The sequence below is a fragment of the bacterium genome (genome assembly GCA_035529855.1).
GTDB lineage: Bacteria > RBG-13-66-14 > B26-G2 > WVWN01 > WVWN01 > WVWN01.
In genome coordinates, this window is record DATKVX010000105.1 from 1 (window position 1) to 20,199 (window position 20,199).

Sequence of the window (20,199 nt, forward strand, 5' to 3'; positions counted from 1 at the left end):
AAAAGCCGCCCGCCCGGGCGGCATTTTTAAATGGTAGTAAAAGGCCAAACGGCTTTTAAGGTTGCTTTAAAAACCTTTTTATGTTAAAAATTACGACTTGCCGCGCCCGCGTCGCGGGGCGTTTTATTTATGCAGCTTAAAATCGGACGCGTCGACCTGGTAAAGGGATTCCTTCGTTTCGTGCGCCTCGTGGCCGCGGCGCTCGTCGCGATAATATTGGGCTATCTCGTACTCGTCGTGGGCTTCGGCCGTATGTTCGTAGCCGGCGGCGAGTCGGTCGCGGTGCCGGAGATTATAGGCCACAACGTGGACGAGGCCGAGATGATGCTCGCCGACGCCGGCCTGGTGATGAAGGAAGTCGGCGTCGCGAAAGACTCGTCGCTGCCCGAGGGCTTCGTCGTCCAGCAGGACCCGGAGCCGGGCATCAAGGTGCGCAAGGGGCGGACCGTCAAAGTACGCGTGAGCGCCGGCCTGGCCGAAGTCCACGTCCCCAACGTCGTCGGCCGGACGCTGCGCCAGGCGGAGCTGGTCCTCACGCGCATCGGCCTTAACGTCGGCGAGGTCACCGACGTCCACGACGACACGGTGCCCAAGGACCACGTCATCGACCAGACGCCGAAGCCGCGCGATAAGGTCAACCGCGGCACCAAGGTAAACCTGCTGGTCAGCCTGGGCTCGGAAGAGGTAACGATCCTGATGCCGGCCAACCTCGTCGGCCTAACGGTGGACGAGGCCGCCAAGACGCTGAAAGAATACGAGCTCGCCGTGGGCAGCGTCACGACCGAGCCGTCAATGACCGTCCCCGCCAGCCGGATAATCCGCCAGGCGCCGGACATCGGCGAGCAGGTGAAGAAGGGCGAGGCGGTGGACCTCGTAATCTCGAGCGGGCCGCCCGCGCCCTAAAGTTATGGCGAAGCGAAAAGCGGAACTCGCGCCGTCGCTGTTGTCGGCGGACTTCGGCCGGATGGCCGAGGCGACGCGGCTCGTCCGCGACGCGGGCCTGAGGTACGTGCACCTCGACGTGATGGACGGCGAGTTCGTCCCCAACATATCCTTCGGCGCCAAGATGGCGGCCGATTTGCGGGACGACGCCGGCGACCTCGTAATGGTCGCGCACCTGATGGTGGAGAAACCGGAACGGTACGTCGACGACTTCGCCGCCGCGGGCGCGGACGTCATAACGGTGCACGCCGAGGCCACGCCCCACCTCCACCGCGCGCTGCAGCAGGTGAAGGCGGCCGGCAAGAAGGCCGGCGCCGCGGTCAACCCGGCGACGCCGCTCGCGGCACTCGAGGACGTGTTGGGCCTGGCCGATTTTATTTTGATAATGACGGTCAACCCCGGGTTCGGCGGCCAGGCGTTCGTCGAGGGCGGCCTGGCCAAGATAGCGCGCGCGCGCGCGATGGCCGACGCTTCGGGCCGCGATGTATTAATTGAGGTTGACGGCGGCGTAAAAAATGATAATATTAGGCGCGTGGCGGACGCCGGCGCGGACGTTATCGTCGCCGGGAGCGCGGTCTTCGGCGCGCCGGACCCGCTACGGGCCATAGCGGAACTTCAATCGGCACTCGACTCTTAGGGCCGAAAGCACGTAGGTCCGGAGGTGGAAATACTTGGCTGTTCGCATCAGACTTCGACGCACGGGCGCGAAAAACGCGCCGCGATACCGGTTGGTCGTGACCGACGGCCGCGCCAAGCGCGACGGCCGCTTCATCGAGACGCTGGGCTACTACGAGCCCACGGCCGACCCGGCGGTCTCCGAGGTGAACGAGGAACGAGCGCTGTATTGGCTTTCGGTGGGCGCGACGCCTTCCGAGACGGCGAAGCGCCTCCTCTCGAAGGCCGGCGTATTGAAGAAGTTCGCGGAACGGAAGACGACCGGCGAATAGGCCGATTAAATATTCAGCCCAGGCTTTAGACCAGATCAGTTTCGATTCGTTTTCATTTCGATTTCCGATTTCAGCCCTAAACCCCAAACCTGAGCTCGAGGCACAGGAGGTGCCGAGATGAGAGACATGATCGAATACATCGCGAAGAATTTGGTCGAGAAGCCGGAGTCGGTAGTGGTCCACGAGGTCGCGGGCGAGAAAACGACGATAATCGAGATCTCGGTTGACCGCGAGGACATCGGCCGGATAATCGGAAAGAAAGGCCGGACGGCCCGGGCGCTCAGGACGATATTGAACGCCGCGGCGATGAAGCAGAATAAGCGCGCGGCGCTCGAGATATTGGAATAACGCCCGGTGGGCGGCGCAGTCGCCATAGCCTTCATCCGTCGACCCCACGGCCTTAAGGGCGAGGTCGTCGTTACCGATTTCACGGAAGGATTTTTCGTACCGGGGCCCGGGCTGGCGGTAGTCCTGCTCGGGCCGACGTGCCAAGTGGCGGCAACGGTCGAGGGCTGGCGGCCCAAGGGCGACGGCTTCCTGGCAAAATTCGCCGGCATAGACGACCGCACCGCGGCCGAAGAATACAGAGATTGGAGGGTCGCGGTCCCCGCCGAGGCTCTCCCCGAAACGCCCGCCGACGTATACTACGAGTTCGAACTCGTCGGCCTGCCCGTCGAAACCACGACCGGCGAAACCGCGGGCACCGTGGTCGCCGTTTACGGGGCCGGCCCGCACGACGTTCTGGTAATCGAGGCCGGCGACCGGACGTACGACGTGCCCCTCGTCCGGGCCCACGTCGCGGAAGTTCAGCGGGGGGGAAAAATCGTCATCGTGCCCCACCGCGAGGGATAGTATGGCCCCGACGCTCGCCTTCGACATCGTTACGATATTCCCGACCTTCTTCGACGGCGCGCTGGCCGTCGGCGTGTTGGGCAAGGCGCTCGAGCGGGGATTGGTAGCAGCCCGCGTCCACGACCTGCGTAACTACAGCGACGACGCCTATCGCTCGGTGGACGACTACCCGTACGGCGGCGGCGTCGGCATGGTGATGAAGCCGGAGCCGTTCTTCCGCGCGGTGGAGGACGTGGAGGCGCAGTTCGGCCGCGGTTGGCGCGTCTTCCTCACGCCCCAGGGCAAGCCGCTTACGCAGGAGGGCTGCCGGCCGCTCGCGGAAAGGGAGCATTTAATACTGCTCTGCGGCCGGTACAAAGGCGTCGACGAGCGCGTCCGCGAGGGCCTGGCCGACGAGGAAATCTCGCTAGGCGACTTCGTCCTCTCGGGCGGCGAGATAGCGGCGCTGGCGGTGGTGGACGCCGCGGCGCGGCTGGTCCCCGGCGTCCTGGGGGACGAGGACTCCGCGGCCACGGACTCGTTCGCCACCGGCCTGCTGGACCATCCGCACTACACCAGGCCGCGGGAGTTCCGGGGGATGGCGGTCCCGGAGGTCCTGCTCTCGGGGAACCACGGCGAGGTCGATAACTGGCGTCGCGAGCAGGCGCTGAAGAGAACGCGCGACGTCCGGCCCGAGCTGCTGGAAGGCGAAGATTAAGGAAGGCCGGCGAACGGCCGTGGCCCCGAAAAGCGAACAAAAGGGTAAACTGTACGTCGCGCTGGTCCACTGGCCGGTGTACAACCGGGAGGGGGAAACGGTCGCGACGTCGGTGACGCCGCTGGACCTGCACGACCTGGGCCGCGTCGCGCTGACGTACGGCGTCGCCGGATATTACGTCACGAACCCGTACGATTCGCAGCAGCGCCTGGTGGACGAAATAATTTACCACTGGCGCGAGGGGGTGGGCGCCGAGCACAGCCCGCAGCGGCGGCGGGCGCTCGCGGCGGCGAAAATGGTCCCGACCGTAGAAGCGGCCTTCGACGACGTGGCCGCGGCGGAAGGCGGGGAGCCGTTCGTCGTCGCCACCACGGCCCGGCCCACGCGAGACGCGTTGCCGGCCGAAGAGCTGTGGACGGCGGCGGACGGGAGGCCGGTGCTGTTGTTGTTCGGTACCGGCTACGGCCTGACGGAGGATATATTGTTCGCCGCGGACGCGGTGCTCGAGCCGCTCGCGGGAAGCGGCGACTTCAACCACCTGCCGGTTCGGGCCGCGTTCGCCATATACGTCGACCGCATACTCAGCTGAAACCGAAACTCGAGCCAACGATAATAATTAACGCCGGCTATTATATTTAACTACCAGTCAACGCAACGAGGTGTCCGAAATGCATCCCGCCGTTCGCGAAATAGAGAAGACGGCGCTTAAAGATAAGGTCCCGGACTTCAACGTAGGCGATACCGTCCGCGTGGAAGCCGAGATCGTCGAAGGCGACCGAACGCGAACCCAACCTTTCGAAGGCGTCGTCATCGCCCGCAAGGGCGCCGGCCCGCGCGAAACCTTTACGGTCCGGCGCATAGCCTCCGGCGTGGGCGTGGAGCGGACCTTCCCCCTGCACTCGCCGCGAGTAAAGAGCTTGAAGGTCGTGCGCCGCGGTAAAGTGCGCCGGGCCAAGCTCTACTACCTGCGCCGCAAAGTCGGCAAGAAAGCGCGCGTGAAGGAAGGCCGCATGCGCCGCGCCGAGCCCAAAGCCGCGAAGGAAAAGGCGCCGGAGGACGAGACGACCGCCGAAGATTCGTCTTAAATTATGGCGGAAGACGCGCCTACGCTTTTCGGGCCCTCCTCGCCCGACGGGCCGCTCACGCTGGAAGAATTCGAGCGGCGCTTCTGGGAGGAGGGCTTAGCACGCGTGGCGGGGGTGGACGAAGCCGGCCGCGGCGCGCTGGCGGGGCCGGTGGTGGCCGCGGCGGTCGTCTTGCCGCCCGGATTCGACTGCGCCGGCATCCGCGACTCCAAGCGGCTCGACGCCGGCCTGCGCGACGAGCTTTACGCGACGCTGGCCGAGGGCGCCTCGAGCTGGGCCGTGGGCGTGGCGTCGGCCAAAGTCATCGACGACGTAAACATACTGAACGCCGCGCTGCTCGCGATGAGGAAAGCGTGCGTCCGCCTCGCGCCCGCGCCCGACTTATTGCTGGTGGACGGCAACAGGCCCGTGCCGATGACGGTGCGGCAAAAGACCATCGTACGGGGCGACGCGTGCTGCGTCTCCATCGCCGCGGCTTCCATAATGGCCAAGGTCTACCGCGACCGCCTTATGGTGCTGTTGGACGACAAATACCCCGGGTACGGCTTCGCGGTCCACAAGGGCTACGGCACCGCGGGCCACCTCAAGGCGCTGGCGAAGCTCGGGCCGTCGCCGGCCCACCGGCGCAGCTTCGCTCCCGTGGCCCGTCACCTCGGCGACGCCGACGACCTCTTCCGGCAATGACGCGCGACGGCGAGCGCCGGGCCGCGGCCCGCCGAACGCTTGGCCGCGCGGGCGAGGACGCCGCGGCCGATTTTTTACGCCGGCGCGGCTTCGAAATCGTCGCCCGCAACTACCACACCCCCTTCGGCGAGCTCGACGTCGTCGCGTCCAAGGAAGGCCGCCTCGTCTTCGCAGAGGTGAAAACGGCCCGGGCGGGCGCGAGCGTGGACCCCCGCTCCCAATTCACGCCCCGGAAGGTGTCGCGCGTATACCGGGCCGCGCTCCACTTCCTGGAGAAGGAGCGCCCCGCGGAAGAGCCGGACTTCCGCTTCGACTTCCTTGTCGCCGTGAAGAAAGAAGGCGGCTACGAAATAGAACACTACGAGGCCGTGGCGCTGGACGACTTCCTTCCCCCGGAAGAGTTGGGTTAATAAAACGCGCAATGGCACAAGCTCCGCTCGAGCTCGCGACGCTTCCGCTCGAGGAAGTGTCCTGCCCGCTGTGCGGCGCCGACGACGGCCGCCTGCTCTCGACGCAGCAGGGCCGGTTCGGCGTCGTCAAGTGCCGGCGGTGCGGCCTGGTCCGCCTCTCGCCCCGGCCCACGCGCGAGGCGGCGCGCCGCCTGTACGACGAGACGTACTACGCCGCGGGCGGCTACGACGGCTACGTCGAGACCTTCGAGCGCTTCCGCGGCGTATACGAGCGCCTCTTCGCGAAACGGCTCGCGCTACTCAGTCGCCACGTCGCCGGCCCCGGGCGCCTGTTGGAGTGCGGCTGCGCCCACGGCTTCCAGCTCGAGTGGTTGCGGCGGCAGCGTTGGGAGGTCGCCGGCAACGACGTATCCGCGGAGGCCGCGGCCTACGCCCGCCGGCATTTCGGCCTGGAAGTCGCGGAGGGGCCGTTGGAGGAGGCGGCGCTCGAGCCGGCGTCCTTCGACGCGGCCTACCTCGTCGATATCGTCGAACACCTCTACGACCCGGGCGCGGCCCTCGCCAACGTCCGCGCGGCGCTCAAACCGGGCGGCGTCATCCTGGTCCAGGTCCCGTACGAGCTCTACCACTGGGAGAAAATCGGCCGGGCGCTTTGGGAGAGGAAAAAACCGGGGACCGTCGCGCCGGACGCGGTCCCCTACCACGTCGCGTTCTTCACGCCGCGGACGTTGAGGGCGATGCTCCGCAAACACGGCTTCGCCGTCCTCGCCCGCTACAGCGGCAACTACGGCGCCATCCGCAAGTACCTGTCGCCGCCGGAAATCCGGGTCGGTTCTCCCCTCGAGACGGCGGCCCGTTTTATATATTTTAAACTGGCCCTGCGGCCCGCGCTGCAAACGCTCGCTCTATGGTTCAAACAGGGGAGCGGCGTAATCTACGTCGCGACGCCCGCTTGAGGCTTATGGTCACGAAATCGGAAATCGCGACCGCCTTCGCCCCCTGCCGCATAGCGTTCGCCGGCGGCGGGACGGACCTTCCCGCGTACGCGGAGCGCTACGGCGGCGCGGTCCTCTCGGCCGCGGTGAGCCTGGGCGCGCGCGTGCGGGTGCGCCCCCTCGACATCCGCACCGTGTCGCTAATCCTGGACGACTTCGAAATCCGGGCGGATTACGGCGACCCGGCCGAAATCCTGAAGGACCCTCGAGCCGAGGTCGCGCTGGTCGGCCGGACACTGGCCGAACTCCGACCCGCGGGGGGCGTGGAAATGACCGTCCGAACGGGCCTGCCGCCCGGCTCGGGCCTGGGGGCTTCGGGCGCCGTCGGCGTCGCCGTCACGTACGCCCTCCACCTGTTCGCCGGCCGCCGCCCCGCCAGGGAAGAGGTGGCCGAGGCCGCGTCCGTCATAGAGATTGAAAAGCTGGGCCGACCCATAGGCCGCCAGGACCAGTACGCCGCGGCCTTCGGCGGCCTGAACTATTTCTATTTCGAAAAAGATAACGTCCGGCGCGAAGCCGTAAATCTTTCCGCGTCAAAACGGCGCGAATTCGAACGTTATTTTATGTTATTCTTTTCGGGGCGCCGCCGCGACTCCGCCGAAGTCCTCACCGGCCAGCGGGCTCGCGTCGCCGCCGGCGACCGCCAAACCGTCGAGGCCCTTCACCGCATGAAGGAGCTCGCCGGCGGGATGTGTACGGCCGCCGCGGAGGCCGACTGGCCCCGCTTCGGCGAGCTTATGCACGAGGCGTGGCTGGCCAAGAAAAAGGTCTCGGCCAAAATAGCGGACGAGAAGACGGTCGCGGCCTGCGCCCGGGCCCGCGAGCTCGGCGCCTGGGCGGTCAAAGTGACGGGCGCGGGGGCCGGGGGTTTCTACCTCGTAATGGCGCCGCCCGCCGCCCAAGAAGCCGTCGCGGCGTACCTGGCGGGCGAGGGTTTCGAACGGTACGACTTCGGGTTCGATTACGACGGCGTCCGCACCTTGGACGAAAAAGGTTAGGCCGATATGTCGCGAGTTGAGGATAAGATAGACGAATATCTGGCGTCGGTGGCGGCGGTGGTCCGCGAGGTGGACGCCAAAGCGGTGCGCGACGTGGTGGACGTCTTCGACCGCGCGTACCGGGACCGCGGCACCATTTTCCTCTTCGGGAACGGCGGCGGCGCGGCGACGTCGGCGCACCTGGCGTGCGACCTCGCGAAGGGGACCGCCGCGGTAGGCCGCCGGCGCATCAAGGCGCTATCGCTCTCGACGAACGTCGCCGTGATAACCGCCTGGGCCAACGACACCGACTACACCAACACCTTCGGCGAGCAGCTCTACAACCTGGCGGACGAGCGCGACGTGGCCGTGGCGTTCTCCGGCAGCGGGATGTCACCCAACGTCATCAACGCCCTCAAGGTCATAAAGGAACTGGGCGGGACCGGGGTGCTCTTCTCCGGCGGCGACGGCGGCAAGGCCAGGGAGCACGCCGACATCGCGGTCCTGGTGCCGTCGCGCAACGAGCAAATCGTCGAGGACGTCCACATGGTGCTGGGGCACGTCATCTTCACGCTGCTGCGCGACCGCATGGGCGGCGCCAAGGTGGACGGTAAGGGGAACACCCTCTAGGGAAAACCGGCGGTGGAAACCCTCTTCGGAGCGAGAGGCCGGTACCCGGCCAGCGTCATCAAACTCGAGCTCGCGTCGTGGGACGCGCCGGTCGAATTCGCGGAGCTGCTGCAGGCCCTCGCCGTCCTCCACAACCGCGTCCTCGTCCTGCGGAAGTGCAAGGGCGTCGTCAAGAAAGGGCAGCTCCTCCACCCGGCGCTGTACCTGCCGGCCGACGAGCTATTGATTATTAAAAGCTTCCCCGCCGACGGCCGGCCGTTCGAGTTCTACGCCTACCCCACCATCGCGCGCACCGTCGCGACGTTCCTCACGGAGGTCGCGGCCTCGTCTCCCGCCGACGTCCCCTTCAAAACGCTCATATCCCTCTTCAAGGACGAGCTGGAAATCCTCAAGAAGCGCCGCTACCGCGAGGATCAAATTCGCCGCCTGCTGAAACTCGACGTCCTCAAAGAGGGCCTGAACGGCGCGCGCGTATCGTGGGAAGAAGCGGCGGAGGAGGAGGCGTAGTGACGGCCCGCTTCGAGCTCGTCGCCGACTACGGCCTCGCCGGCGACCAGCCGCAGGCGGTGGAGCGGTTGGCGGCGGGCATCCGCGCCGGCCAAAAACACCAGACGCTGCTGGGCGTGACAGGCTCGGGCAAAACTTTCACCATGGCCAACGTCATCGCCGACGTCGGCCTCCCCACCCTCGTCATCAGCCACAACAAAACGCTCGCCGCGCAGCTCTACGGCGAGTTCCTCCAATTCTTCCCCCGCAACGCCGTCGAGTACTTCATATCATACTACGACTACTACCAGCCGGAGGCGTACCTCCCGGCGCAGGATATCTACATCGAGAAGGACGCCGACATCAACGAGGAGATAGAACGCTTGCGGCTGCGCGCCACGGCCTCGCTGCTGGCCCGCGACGACGTCGTAATCGTCGCCTCCGTCTCGTGCATCTACAACCTGGGCTCGCCCGAGGAGTTCCGCAAGTTCCACCTTTTCATAGAACGGGGCCAGCGGCTCGAGATAGGCCGGCTGACCCGCGACCTGGCCGCCATCCGCTACGAACGCGACAACGTCGAGTTCAAACCGGGGACCTTCCGCGTCCGCGGCGACGTGGTGGACGTCTTCCCGGCGTACGAGGACGAAGCGCTGCGCGTGGAGTTCGAAGGCGACGTCGTCGAGAACGTCTGGCGCCTCGAGCCCGTCGCGGTGCGTAAGCTACAGCCGCTCGAGCGCGTCGCGATATACCCCGCCAAGCACTTCGTCACCGCGCCCGATAAGATAGAACGCGGCCTGGCGGCCGTCGAGGCCGAGCTGGAGGAACGGCTGGCGTGGTTTAGGAAGCGCGATAAAATCGTGGAGGCGCAGCGGCTGGAGACGCGGACGCGGCACGACGTCGAGCTCTTGCGCGAGATCGGCTACTGCCCCGGAATCGAGAACTACTCGCGCCACCTGGCGGCCCGGTTCGAGGGCGAGCGGCCCTACTGCCTGCTCGACTACTTCCCCGAGCGATGGCTCTGCATCGTCGACGAATCGCACGTTACGCTGCCGCAGGTCCGCGGGATGTACAACGGCGACCGCGCCCGCAAAGAGGTGCTGGTGGAGTACGGCTTCCGGCTGCCGTCGGCCCTGGACAACAGGCCCCTCCGCTTCGACGAATTCGAGGAGCTCGTGCCACAGCTCGTGTACACGTCGGCCACGCCCGCGCCGTACGAGCTCGAGCATTCCTCCCAGGTAGCGGAGCAGCTCATCCGGCCCACGGGCCTGGTCGACCCGCCGGTGGTGGTCAAGCCGGCGGAAGGCCAGGTGGACGACCTCGTCGGCGAGCTACGCGACGTCGTGTCCCGGAACGAGCGCGCGTTGGTCACGACGCTAACGAAACGGATGTCCGAGGACCTGGCCGAGTTCCTGGCGGGCCTGGACTTCAACGTGAAGTACCTGCACTCCGAGCTGGACGCCATCGAGCGCGTGGAGATACTGCGCGATTTACGTTTGGGCGAGATAGACGTCGTCGTCGGCATCAACCTGCTGCGCGAAGGGCTGGACTTGCCCGAGGTCTCGCTGGTGGCCATCCTGGACGCCGACAAGGAGGGCTTCCTGCGCGACGAGCGGTCCATCATCCAGACGGCGGGCCGCGCGGCGCGCCACGCCGGCGGCAAGGTCGTGCTCTACGCCGACCGCGTTACGAAGTCCATCAAGAACGCGGTGCGGGAGTCGGGGCGGCGCCGGCAGACCCAGCTCGAGTACAACCGCGAGCACGGCATCGAACCCCGGAGCATCGTGAAGTCGGTGGAGGCCGTGCTGGCGACGACGTCGGTGGCGGACGCGGGCCGGCGGCTCGAGGACGCGCCCGCGCCCGAAGAGCCCGCCGACGTTCAGGCGTTCCTGGCGCTGCTGGAGTACGAGATGCGGCGCGCCGCGGAAGAACTCGCGTTCGAGAAGGCCGCGGCCCTCCGCGACCGGATACGCGAGCTGCGCGGCGGCCCGGGCGAGCCGAGCGCCGCGACCAAAACCAAGGCCAAGAAAAATCGACGTTCCCGGAGGAGCTGAATGAACGCCGGCAACCGGAACGACATCTCTATACTCCTCGCCTTCGCGGTCTTCTTAGAAGTGCTCGCCGTCGTGCTGGCCTTCTGCCCCACGGGCTCTTTGGCGGCGATGCACGGCGCGCCGGCGAGCCTGATAAAGGCGGCTTTCTTGTTCGGGATGACGCTGGCCGGCACCGTACTCCTGCGGCTTGTCTTGCCGGGGCCCGGGCCGGGCGCGCCTTTCTACCGCCGGGGCGGTTCGTCGTTCGGCCGCACGCTATACTACGGCTTCGCCGCGGCCGTCATATTAACGTTATATCGCGCCGCGCTGCTGGTAGCGCTGCACTTCAAGGGTACGGACTTTTTCACGACGCTGCCGACCTCGCTTCTCACGCAGGGCCCGTTCGCGATAATGGCGCGCGTCTTGTTGGGCGTGGCCGCGGCCTACCTGTTCTACGGATACGTCCAGGGGTTCGTGGGCGGCGCGCTGGGCCGGCGCGCGGGCCTGGTCGCGGCGGCGACGCTGGCCGCGACGACGTCGATTTGGCCCGCCGTGGGCGGCTCGTACTGGCCGGGGGGCTACGCGTCGTGGGCGGCGTTCCTGGCCTGGCGGCTGCCGGAAGCGCTCGCACTCGCCTACCTGTGCGAGCGGACGCGCAACGTACTGGCGCCGGTCGTCGCCGCGTTTCTGCTGGAGTGGTTCAGCGCGGTGGGCGTCGGCATATACGGTATATTCGGAAATTGGCCTTTCCTCTTCGCGTGTTTGATAATATTTTTGGCCGCGGCCGAGGTCCTGGTGGCCGAACGCCGCCGCGTCCTGCGCGCCGTCGGCGGCTTCTTCTCTCTGTTATTCAGCCGCGCGCCGGGGGCGAGCTTCCCGGACGCGGTTCTCTTCGCCGCGGCGCTGGCGGCGGGCCACATCCTGATGCGGGCGCTGGACCTGGTCGAAGGCCACGTTCTTCCGGCCTCGCTCGTAACCGCGGCGCTGCTCGCCGGCGCCATAACGCTGTGGTTCGTCGGACGTGCGAGAGGGCACGAGCGGAAAAAACCCGCGCTCGAGCAAGCGCGAGATGAAAGCGGCCGCTAAAGGAGCCGACTTCTTCGCCGCGGTGGCCGAACACTTCGTCGAACGCCGCGGCCGCGGGACCATGCTCTCGCCCGCCGATTTAGCTTGCCTGGCGGATTGGGAGCGGGCCGGCGTCGACGCCGCCGTCGCCATCCGCGGAATAGACGAGGCTTTTCGGCGCGGGGGCGAAATCCGCTCGCTGCGCCAGTGCCGTTGGGCGGTGGAGGAAGAGCGCCGCCGGAGCCGGGCCGGCGCCCGGGGCGCGGGCGAAGGCCGGCTCGAGGGTAAAAGCCTCGCCGAAAAGTTGGCCGCGCTCGCGGCCGCGCTGGAGGAAACGGCGCGCGGCGCCGCGGACGCTCGAGCCAAGGCCGCAATCCAAGACGCCGCGGCCGCCGTCCGACAACTGGCCGAGAAGGCCGAAACGAAAAACGCCGTAACGGCACAAAACGAGCTGGACGAGATAGAGAAAGAACTCTTTACCGAGATAGAGAAAACGCTCCCGGCCGAGGAAGCGACCCGCCTCGAGCGCGACGCGCGCGCGGAACTCCGCGGCCGAAAGTTCGAGGCCGACGTCGCCCGGCGGACCGTGCGGGCGATAACGACGCGGAAGCTGCGGGAGCGGTTCCGCCTCCCGTCGTTTACGGTTTGATTATGGCCGAAGACGACCGCCTGAAATTCAAGCTGCCCGACGTCGAGTTCGACGACGACGTGGAAGTGTGCCCCAAGTGCTTCGGCGCCGGCGTCGTGGTGGAGGAGGAGCGGGGCGTCCGGCGAGGCCGCGTGTGCGACTGCCAGCGCGTCCGGGCGACGCGCCGCCGGGTAAGCGCGGCGGGCATCCCGGCCCGCTATCGCGAGTGTTCGCTGGGTAATTTCGACATCGTACAGGGTTTCACCCACGAGAGCGTAATAAGGGCGAAGCGCTTCGCGGAGAGTTTCGTCGACAACTACCCCGCGGTGGACGCCGGCCTACTCTTTATGGGGGGGGTGGGGGTCGGCAAGACCCACCTCGCCTCGGGCGTAATCCAAGAACTTATTTTAAAAAAGGACGCCGCCTGCCGGTGGTGCGACTTCTCCGACCTGTTGGCGGAGGTTAAGAAGAGGTACGCCGGCAGCACGTTCGACGAGTACGCGATTCTCGAGCCGCTGGTCGCCGCCGAAATACTCCTCATAGACGACCTGGGCTCGATGAAGATACGCGATTGGACCCTCGACTTCCTCTCGTACGTCATCAACCAGCGCTACGTCAACCGCCGGCTCTTGATCGCCACCACGAACTACCTCGACGACCCGGCCGGCGCGGAGGAAACGCTCGCCGACCGCATCGGCCCGCGGCTGCGCTCGAGGCTGCTCGAGATGTGCAAGACCGTGCTCATCGCGGGCGGCGACTTCCGCCGGGACCAGCGTCAGACGGGCATCCTGAGAAATTTATAATTAAATCCGTGGCCGTACCGACGCCCATAAACGATTCCCCCGCCTTCCGCCGGGTCCTCGGGTTCCTGCGGAAGTGGCAATACCCGGGGTGGATACTTTTCGCCGCGGGGTTGGCGTTTTCCATCTCGCTGTGCAACTGGGCCATCTTCGCGTTCGTCCTGCTGCCGCTCATCGTCAAGGCCGACCTCACGCGCAAGCTGCCGGCGTTTCATACGCCGCTCGATTGGCCCTTCGCCGCGCTCTACGGCTCCATGATAATTTCGTCGGCGACGGCCTACCTCGTCGGCGGCGCGGAATTCGGCAATCGCTCGTTCTTCTGGACGCTCACGTACGCCGCGCCGTTGGTCTACTACACCGTGGCCTTCGGCCTGACGGACCCGCCCCGCTGGCTCCCCAAAACGATGTTGGCTGCTTTCTTCGCCGCGGCGGCGGCGAACTCGGCGTACGCCGTCTTCCAATTTGCGCGCGCGGTCGCGGAAGGCGCGGACGTCTTCACGGTCCGGCCCGGCGGCCGGCTGTTCTACATGACGTACGGCGGCGTAATGATGCTCGTCCTGGCGGTGGCGCTGGCGGTATTCCTGCGGGGCCGCCTTTCGGCGCGGAGCCGCGTAGGGCTCGGCGTTCTGTTCGCGGTTATGCTGGCGGGCCTCGCCGCGTCGCTGGTCCGTTCGGCGTGGGTAGGGCTCGCCGCGGCGGTCTTCGTAATGGCGGTGATCGCGGACCGCCGCGTCCTGTGGGCGTTCCCGGCGGTCGTACTTTTAGCCGTCCTAATAGCGCCCCGTCCCATCATAAAGCGGGCGGAATCTATAATAAACGCCGCTACCGACCGCGGTACGGCCTACGCGGAAGGACCGCCCGAATTCCGGGTCGACATCTGGCGGACTACGCTGAGGATAGCCCGCGACTACCCGCTGACCGGCGTGGGCGTCCACAACACGCTCTACCTCTACGACGAATACAAGGACGAGACTTCGCTCGAGAGCCAGGTACCGCACGCGCACAATAATTATATCCAGCTCGTCGTCGAACGGGGCGTCGTAGGCCTGGCCGCCTTCGCCTTTTTCGCGTACGCCCTCTTCAAACTCTTCGCCCGGGGGTACCGGCGCGGCCGCTCGCCCACGACGCGGGCCTTGGGCCTGGCGGGCATCGGCGCCACGACCGGGTTTCTGGTAGAGGGCTTCTTCGAGTACACCTTCGGCGATTACGAAATTATGGCCATCCTGTACGCGCTCGCCGGCGCTTTAGTGGCGGCGCAACGATGGGAGGCGTCGCGAACCGGCTCGGCTCAAACCACGTGAAAAAACGCGTTCTTATATTCGGCATAGACGGCGGAACGTTCAACGTAATCGAGCCGCTGCTCGAAGCCGGGCGCCTCCCCAACCTCGCCCGGTTCAAGGCGGAGGGCGCGGCCGGCGTACTGTACACGGTATGTCCGCCGCTTACGGCGCCGGCCTGGGCCACCTTCCAGACCGGCCTTAACCCCGGCCGCCACGGCGTCTTCGACTTCCTGGCGCCCCCCGGGCGCGGCTACCACCGCCGCCTGCAGAACGCGTCCGCGCTGCGGGCGGCGCGCATCTTCGACACCCTTTCGTCGGCCGGCCGGACCGTGGGCGCCGTGAACGTACCGCTAACCTTCCCGCCCCGCGCCGTCAACGGCTTCGTCGTCCCGGGGATGCTCACGCCGAAGTTCGCCGACGAATTCCTCTACCCGCCATCCCTCGGCGCCGAGATGCGGGCCGTCGGCGACTACTTCGTCGATATGGACCCGGCCTATTTCGAGGAAGTCGCCGAGGAGGATTTCCTCCGGGAGTTGCGCCGCGTCGAGGGGGCGCGCAAGAGGGTGGCGCTTTACCTGTGGGAGTCGAAGCGGCCGGACCTCTTCGCCGTCGTCTTCACGGGCGTCGACCGCCTGATGCATTTTTACTGGGACCGGCCCGAGTTGGTCCGCGAACACTACGAGTGGCTCGACGGTACGCTGGGCGAATTCCTGGAAGCCGGCGACGCCGACGTCACGGCGATGGTCGTCTCCGACCACGGCTTCGGCCCCGCCGAGCGCGAGGTCGACCTCGCCGGGCACCTCGTCCGCCGCGGCTTTATGACGCTGCACCAAAAGAAGGGGCCGTCGCCGCGCCGCTTTATGGACGCGGTGGCCAGGCTGGACGCGTTCGACCTCCGCAAGCGGCTGCCGCGCCGTTGGCGGGCCGCGGCGCGAGGCCGAATTATGGAGCGACTCTCGGTTTTCGCCGCGGTGGACTGGAGCAGGACCAAAGCCTTCCCCGGGACCGCGACGCAGTACGGCGTCTACCTCAACGTCGCCGGCCGGGAGCGCGAGGGCATCGTGGGCCGCGCCGATTACGAAAAGGTCCGCGAAGATTTGATCGCGAGCCTGGACGAATTGCACCCGGGCCTGGCCGCCCGGGCCCTGCGCCGGGAAGAGGTATACCACGGGCCGTTCCTGGACGACGCGCCCGACGTCTACCTGCCGCTGTGGGAGGACGGCGTCCGCCTCAGGGAGTTCTCCGACGACCCGGCGGTCGCGCCGCGTCGGCGCCGACCCGGCGAACACCGCCGGGAAGGCATTCTATTCGCCCGAGGCCCCGCCATATCGGCGGGCGCGACGCCGGCCGACGCGAACCTGGCCGACGTATACCCGACCGCGACGTACCTGATGGGAGAGGCCGTACCGGCGGGGCTGGACGGGCGCGTCCTGACCGAAATCGTAAAACCCGAGCTCCTGGCCGCGGCGCCGCCGAGCTATTTCGATTACGACGTCGGCGACGTCGGTTACGTCGACGGCGAGGACGCCGCCGTCCGCGCCCGGTTGCAGGGAATGGGTTATCTGGGCTAGGCGGTCGTGACCGAAATAATCCGAACCGAGGGGGTGGTGCTTCGGCGGCGGGACTTCGGCGAGTCCTCGCGCATCGCCGTGGTCTATACGCGCGACGCCGGCAAGCTCCAACTGCTGGCCAAGGGAGCGCGCGTCCTCAAGAACAAATTCGGCGCCGCGCTCGAGCCCCTGACCCACGGCGAGTTCGTCTTCTATTGGCGCGAGGGTAAGGACTTATTCACGCTGGCCGAAACGGCGATCATAACGCCCGGGCGCTACCTCCGCGAGGACGCGCGAAGCCTCCCCTACGGCCTGGCCGTAGTGGAAGCTACCGATAAACTGAGCGGCGAAGGCGACGCCGACGCGGCGCTGTACGAGCTGGTGGCGGCTTCGGTAGCGGCGCTCGACGACGGCGGGCCCCCGGCGGCGCTGCTGTCGCAATTCCTGGTTAAGCTGGCGGCGCGGTTGGGGTTGAAACCGGATATCGCCAAGTGCTCGCGCTGCGGCCGGGCGAATCCCCGGGAGGGGGTGGCATTGGTCCTCAAAGAAGGGACCGTCGTATGTCGCGATTGCCAACCCGCCGGGGGCGATTTAATAACGCTATCGCCGGCGGCTTATAACTACGTGCGTACGCTAGCGTCGCTCGAGCCGGCGCGGCTCGGCCTAGTAAAGGCCGGCCCCGAACTCGTCGAGCAAACCCTCTCTTTCATCCGCGCCCACCTCCGTTACCATACCGGCTTGGAAATAAAGAGTTTAGCGTTCGCGGACCTGTTCTAAGCCGCCGAGCGGTTAAGGCGTTTGTTTGACGCATTAATGGGAAAGTGTTATAATTTTTTAAACGTAGCGTCGGAAAACGATGTCGTGCGGCCGGCGGGGAACGCGGACCGGCCCGCCGGCGCGCATACCAACGTAAAATGGCGAAGACCCCTCACCCTAGTAACGCCGCCGCGGGTTTTACGGCCGCGTTGGCTCAGGCCGCCAGCCTGGGCGGTAGGCCGGCGTTTATCGTCGACGCCGACGGCATAATCGCGGCCGCCGCGAACGCCGCCGGAACGATATTCGGTTACGACGCCGCCGACATCGTCGGCCGGCGCTTCGCCGGCATCCTCACGGGGGGCGAAGGCCAGGTGGACGACCTTTGGACGCGCGCCCGGGCCGAGGGCGGCGTCGCGGCCGTGCCCGTAAAAATAATATCGAGCGAGGGCGATATCGCCGACGCCTCCCTCGACGCCAAACCCGCCACCGCGGACGGCGAAGAAATTTTAATCGCGACGATCCAAACCGAACGCGAAAGCCCGGCGCGGCCGCCGCAGGAATACCTCCTGGCCAATCTCCCCGTCGGGATAATCGCCTGCGACCGCCAATTCCGGATAACGTACTGGTCGCAAGGGCAGGAGGTGGAGTCCGGGATACCGGAAGAGGACGCGGTGGGCCGCAATTTATTCGAACTACTGCCCAACCTCGAGCTGGAGCAGATGGGCCGCAAGAAGGCCCGCGAGAGGTTGTACAAAGTCCTGGAGACGGGCAAACCCTACCGCATAGAGCGGTTCCGCCACAAAGACCGCTTCGGCCGCGAAGAATTCCTCGACCTCAGGATCTCGCCGCTGCGCGACCCGCAGGGGCACGTCGTCGGCCTGGTCGCGGTCAACGACAACATCACGCCGCACGTCCGGCTGGAACAGGAATTGGAAGAAAAGACGGACCGACTCGTCTTCGAGCGTAATCGGTTGGCCCACCTCTTCCGCGTCGCGGGCCGGATTCGCGAGCACGAGAGCCTGGCCGACAAGTTCCAGTTAATCGTTAAAGGGATAAAGGGTTTGGGTTGGGGAAAGGTATATCTGAAGGTCTTCGGCCCGGGCGCCGGGCCGGCCCAAACCGCCTCCGCGGGCTACACCGACGAAGAGATCGAAGCCCTGGCCGGCACGCTCGAGTCGGCGCAGCGGACGAAGGACGTCCTGGAAGGCGAAGCGCTCCAGCCGTACCGGAGCGGCAACATCTACTACGTCCCGTTCGGGGCCGAAACCGGAGAGCTCGTACGACTGGTGAAACCGCTCGAGGGCGGCGGCCGCGTAGGCGATTGGGATACGCGCGACCTGTTCCTGGTCAAAATGTACGGCCGGGAGGGAAAAGCCGTCGGCTACGTCGTGCTGGACGACCCGATCGAAAACAAGAAGCCGGGCGACGAAAGCCTTTTCATGTTGGAGCTGTTCGTCAGCTACGCGGCGCTCGTGGCCGAAGAGGCGGCGGCGGTCGAAACGTTGAGAAACCGCACCAAAAGGCTCCACGCCATGGCCAACATCACGAAGGTCATCAACTCCATCCACGACCCCGAAAAACTAATGGTGCGGGTACTGAAAGAGCTCGGGAATTTCCTGGCTTTCCTCCGGGGAGCGGTTTACTTCTACGACGATACCCACCGGCAATTCAAAATCGTCGCGAGCTTGAACCTGGGCGCCGAGGACGTCGAAATAGCCGAGCTGACCGCCCATCGGCGCCGGCCGGGGTGGGTAGTCGAAAAGCGCCGGCCGCTGCTCGTCGTCGATACCGAGGCCGACAGCCGCTTCCCGGACGAAGGCGACGACGGCGCGCGGTCCGAAATCTACGCGCCCATCGTTTACGAAGGCCGGAGCTTGGGGTGCATCTGCGTCTACCACGACGAGCCGGGCGCCTTCCACCAGGGAGACCTGGACATCCTGACCACCTTCGCCGACCAGGTCGCCGTCGCGCTCCAGAACGCCAGGTTATTCGAGGAAGCGGCCCAACGCACCCAACAGCTATACGACCTCAACGCCATCGGCAATCTCTTATCCTCCGTTCTGGACATCAACGAGCTCTACCCCACCGTCGTAGAACGCGTGCAAAACGACCTCCGCTTTCAGAACGTAACGCTGCTCTCCGTGGATAAAGATTCCCGCTCGCTGTTGTTACAGGCGTACAAGGTCCAGGGGGCAGCCAAGGCGCTAAGCGTCGACTACCGCCAGAGCATCAGCTCGGGGGTATGCGGCCGCGTGGTCGGGACCGGTAAAACCGCGCTCGTACCGGACACGACCCGCGACGCCGACTTCCTGGAAGTCGACTTCCTGCCGCCCATGCTGTCGGAATTGGCCGTTCCTATCAAGATCGGCGGCGAGGTCATGGCCGTGCTGAACGTCGAGAGCCGGTGGCCCAACGCGTTCGACGAGGCCGACGTCGCGGCCCTCGAGACGCTGTCGGGGCAGGTGGCGGTCGCCCTCCGCAACTCGATGCTCATCGAAGAAGTTACCCAAAAGGCGGAGGAGCTCGAGCGCGCCAACAAAGAACTGCGCCGCCTCGACGAGATGAAGGCGGACTTCGTATCCATGCTGGTCCACGACCTCCGCACGCCCATGACCGGTATCCTCGGCTCGGGCGAAATCATCGAAGAGCTGCTGGCGGGCGAGGTCGACGAGCGGATTATGAACCTCGTACGCATCATCCCCAAAGAGTCCAAACGCCTCATAGACCTCATCAACAACATTTTGGACTTCTACCGCCTCGAGGAAGCCGGCATCAAAATAACGCCCCGGGCCATATCGGTGGAGGAGCTGGTCCGCGAAGCGTACGACGGCGCCAAAGTCATCGCCGGCAAACAGGGCGTAAAGTTCTCGACGTCCGTCGAGCCCGAGCTCCCGATGATCGTGGGCGACGAGGCCAAGCTGCTCCAGGTCCTCTCCAACCTCGTCGGAAACGCCCTCAAGTTCACCCCCTCGGGCCGCTTGGTCAAGATCTTCGCCGGGGGCGTCACCGACGGGATGGTGACCATAGGCGTAGCCGACACCGGCGTAGGCATCCCGAAGGCCGACATCCCCCACCTCTTCGAGAAGTTCAAAACCTTCCGGGCCGACGGCGACCGCCGCGTGCGCGGCGCCGGCCTGGGCCTGTACATCGCCCGCGCCATAATCGAGGCCCACGGCGCCACCATCGACGTCGAAAGCGAGGAGGGCAAGGGCTCGACGTTCACCTTCACGGTCCCGGCCGCGGATGAGTCGTAAAAGGCCGCCCGGCCTCGAACCCGTAAACCGGAAGCGCCGAGTGCCGGCGCTTTTTCGATACGTCCCGGGCGCCGGCGCCCCGGCAAAATCGGTTTGCCTTCTGGGGCGCGTTTATTATAGAATAGCGACAA

22 protein-coding genes are annotated in these 20,199 nt (G+C 66.1%); all 22 read left to right on the forward strand.

Annotated features, from left to right (window positions below; genetic code table 11):
- Positions 1–129 precede the first annotated feature (129 nt).
- Complete coding sequence (locus tag VMX79_10875; GenBank protein ID HUV87599.1) at positions 130–903, forward strand: PASTA domain-containing protein; 774 nt, start codon at positions 130–132, stop codon at positions 901–903.
- A 4-nt stretch (positions 904–907) separates the two neighbouring features.
- A complete protein-coding gene (rpe, locus tag VMX79_10880) occupies positions 908–1,579 on the forward strand; it encodes a ribulose-phosphate 3-epimerase (protein ID HUV87600.1) in 672 nt (223 codons plus the stop codon).
- A gap of 34 nt (positions 1,580–1,613) precedes the next feature.
- On the forward strand, positions 1,614–1,889 hold the full coding sequence (gene rpsP / locus VMX79_10885; GenBank protein ID HUV87601.1) for a 30S ribosomal protein S16: 276 nt from the start codon (positions 1,614–1,616) through the stop codon (positions 1,887–1,889).
- 117 nt (positions 1,890–2,006) lie between these two features.
- A complete protein-coding gene (locus VMX79_10890; GenBank protein ID HUV87602.1) occupies positions 2,007–2,237 on the forward strand; it encodes a KH domain-containing protein in 231 nt (76 codons plus the stop codon).
- 6 nt (positions 2,238–2,243) lie between these two features.
- Positions 2,244–2,741: a ribosome maturation factor RimM gene (gene rimM, locus VMX79_10895; protein ID HUV87603.1), complete on the forward strand. Its 498-nt coding sequence runs from the start codon at positions 2,244–2,246 to the stop codon at positions 2,739–2,741.
- A gap of 1 nt (position 2,742) precedes the next feature.
- A complete protein-coding gene (gene trmD, locus VMX79_10900) occupies positions 2,743–3,438 on the forward strand; it encodes a tRNA (guanosine(37)-N1)-methyltransferase TrmD (GenBank protein HUV87604.1) in 696 nt (231 codons plus the stop codon).
- A gap of 19 nt (positions 3,439–3,457) precedes the next feature.
- A complete protein-coding gene (locus tag VMX79_10905; GenBank protein HUV87605.1) occupies positions 3,458–4,027 on the forward strand; it encodes an RNA methyltransferase in 570 nt (189 codons plus the stop codon).
- A gap of 79 nt (positions 4,028–4,106) precedes the next feature.
- The gene (gene rplS, locus VMX79_10910; GenBank protein HUV87606.1) at positions 4,107–4,523 is read left to right on the forward strand and encodes a 50S ribosomal protein L19; all 417 of its coding nucleotides are present in this window, start codon (positions 4,107–4,109) and stop codon (positions 4,521–4,523) included.
- Positions 4,524–4,526: 3 nt separating this feature from the next.
- Positions 4,527–5,207, forward strand: coding sequence for a ribonuclease HII (locus VMX79_10915; GenBank protein HUV87607.1), 681 nt, complete (start codon positions 4,527–4,529; stop codon positions 5,205–5,207).
- Entirely contained in the window at positions 5,204–5,617 is a 414-nt protein-coding gene (locus tag VMX79_10920) for a YraN family protein (GenBank protein ID HUV87608.1), read from the forward strand. The genes VMX79_10915 and VMX79_10920 overlap by 4 nt, the downstream gene beginning before the upstream one ends.
- 11 nt (positions 5,618–5,628) lie before the next feature.
- On the forward strand, positions 5,629–6,573 hold the full coding sequence (locus VMX79_10925; GenBank protein HUV87609.1) for a class I SAM-dependent methyltransferase: 945 nt from the start codon (positions 5,629–5,631) through the stop codon (positions 6,571–6,573).
- Positions 6,574–6,578: 5 nt separating this feature from the next.
- Positions 6,579–7,610, forward strand: a complete 1,032-nt coding sequence (locus VMX79_10930; protein ID HUV87610.1) for a hypothetical protein — start codon at positions 6,579–6,581, stop codon at positions 7,608–7,610.
- A 6-nt stretch (positions 7,611–7,616) separates the two neighbouring features.
- On the forward strand, positions 7,617–8,219 hold the full coding sequence (locus VMX79_10935) for an SIS domain-containing protein (GenBank protein HUV87611.1): 603 nt from the start codon (positions 7,617–7,619) through the stop codon (positions 8,217–8,219).
- A 12-nt stretch (positions 8,220–8,231) separates the two neighbouring features.
- Positions 8,232–8,726: a hypothetical protein gene (locus tag VMX79_10940; protein HUV87612.1), complete on the forward strand. Its 495-nt coding sequence runs from the start codon at positions 8,232–8,234 to the stop codon at positions 8,724–8,726.
- Positions 8,726–10,756 (forward strand): excinuclease ABC subunit UvrB, encoded by a 2,031-nt coding sequence (gene uvrB / locus VMX79_10945; protein ID HUV87613.1) that lies wholly within the window; start codon positions 8,726–8,728, stop codon positions 10,754–10,756. Before VMX79_10940 ends, uvrB begins: the two co-directional genes overlap by 1 nt.
- Positions 10,757–11,821, forward strand: a complete 1,065-nt coding sequence (locus VMX79_10950; protein HUV87614.1) for a hypothetical protein — start codon at positions 10,757–10,759, stop codon at positions 11,819–11,821.
- Entirely contained in the window at positions 11,805–12,449 is a 645-nt protein-coding gene (locus tag VMX79_10955; GenBank protein ID HUV87615.1) for a hypothetical protein, read from the forward strand. The genes VMX79_10950 and VMX79_10955 overlap by 17 nt, the downstream gene beginning before the upstream one ends.
- 2 nt (positions 12,450–12,451) lie before the next feature.
- The gene (gene zapE, locus VMX79_10960; GenBank protein ID HUV87616.1) at positions 12,452–13,231 is read left to right on the forward strand and encodes an AFG1/ZapE family ATPase; all 780 of its coding nucleotides are present in this window, start codon (positions 12,452–12,454) and stop codon (positions 13,229–13,231) included.
- Positions 13,232–13,239: 8 nt separating this feature from the next.
- Positions 13,240–14,529 (forward strand): O-antigen ligase family protein, encoded by a 1,290-nt coding sequence (locus tag VMX79_10965; GenBank protein ID HUV87617.1) that lies wholly within the window; start codon positions 13,240–13,242, stop codon positions 14,527–14,529.
- On the forward strand, positions 14,526–16,079 hold the full coding sequence (locus tag VMX79_10970; GenBank protein ID HUV87618.1) for an alkaline phosphatase family protein: 1,554 nt from the start codon (positions 14,526–14,528) through the stop codon (positions 16,077–16,079). The genes VMX79_10965 and VMX79_10970 overlap by 4 nt, the downstream gene beginning before the upstream one ends.
- Positions 16,080–16,085: 6 nt before the next feature.
- On the forward strand, positions 16,086–16,835 hold the full coding sequence (recO, locus tag VMX79_10975) for a DNA repair protein RecO (protein ID HUV87619.1): 750 nt from the start codon (positions 16,086–16,088) through the stop codon (positions 16,833–16,835).
- Positions 16,836–16,972: 137 nt separating this feature from the next.
- Positions 16,973–20,068, forward strand: coding sequence for a GAF domain-containing protein (locus tag VMX79_10980; GenBank protein HUV87620.1), 3,096 nt, complete (start codon positions 16,973–16,975; stop codon positions 20,066–20,068).
- Positions 20,069–20,199: the final 131 nt, after the last annotated feature.